This is a genomic window from Oleiphilus sp. HI0086 (assembly GCF_001635225.1).
Genome location: NZ_LWFZ01000006.1, coordinates 1 through 1,094, shown reverse-complemented (window position 1 = coordinate 1,094; position 1,094 = coordinate 1). Strand labels below are relative to the sequence as shown.

Annotated in this window: 1 protein-coding gene; it reads left to right on the top strand. The window is 47.2% G+C overall.

Annotated features, from left to right (window positions below; translation table 11 throughout):
* Positions 1 to 210 precede the first annotated feature (210 nt).
* Positions 211 to 1,094: DUF2066 domain-containing protein (locus tag A3756_RS00205; protein ID WP_156490120.1), on the top strand; the 884-nt coding region annotated here is incomplete at its 3' end.

The following is a 1,094-nucleotide window of genomic DNA, read 5'->3' as shown; positions in this document are numbered from 1 at the left end:
AGATCTTGCAGGTAACGCTGTACATCCACATAATCTTCGAAAGAATCGATACCAAGCACTGAAATGGTATAGATTTCTGAACTTGCTACGCCAGATATAGCATACTGAGTAGATATAACGCTTGCCAAGCGAGCAACAAACTCTTTTGAAACCGATTCACTGCTTGCCTGAGCGCTTTCACCAAAGAAAGTTTGCTCACCTGAAAACTACGTGCTCTCATTTGCCTACAGAGAAAACCCCGCGTATAGCGTTTATCTTGAGGTGCTTGCTGAGCGCGAAAGGCTCGCTATGGAGTTTACAGATGAAGGTGCAGACGTTGAACAGGAGCCTGGTTCTATGCCTAGTTCCGCTCAGACCGGCCAAGAAGAGTTAACTGAGTCGTTAATAGCCGAGCCCGCCGTACCTGACCAATATATGCTGGATGTTGCATTCGCAGAATCGCCCATAGAAGCGGGTTTGCAATCACTGTCTCTTCCTATTTGGGGGCGGTCTCGTCCTTCAATTCTGGTTTGGGTGGTGATGTCTGATGAACAAGGGCAGCGAAGCGTTATCGGCGCTTCCGAACTGGATGAGGTGCTACCTGAATTGACTGGCATTGCTGAGACTCGAGGTTTGCCGCTTTTTATTCCTGTGGCCGATCTGACAGACCTTTCGCTTTTAGATGTTGACGGATTATGGGGCCTGTTTTCTGACTCCCATATTGATGCTAGTAAGCGCTATGGCACCGACGCTGTTGCAATTGTACGCTTGCAAAGTTCCATTACTCCTGAGGCTCAAGAACTTGATGAAGCAAAAGAGCCTGTTTCTCAGCGTCAATGGCGTGCAGACTGGCAGCTATTCCTAGGTGAGCAAACTTTCTTTGGTGAAAGCGCTCAGGCAAGCAGTGAATCGGTTTCAAAAGAGTTTGTTGCTCGCTTGGCAAGCGTTATATCTACTCAGTATGCTATATCTGGCGTAGCAAGTTCAGAAATCTATACCATTTCAGTGCTTGGTATCGATTCTTTCGAAGATTATGTGGATGTACAGCGTTACCTGCAAGATCTTGCGCCTGTTGCATCCGTAAATATGTTGCTAGCCGAGGAAGATCAGCTTAC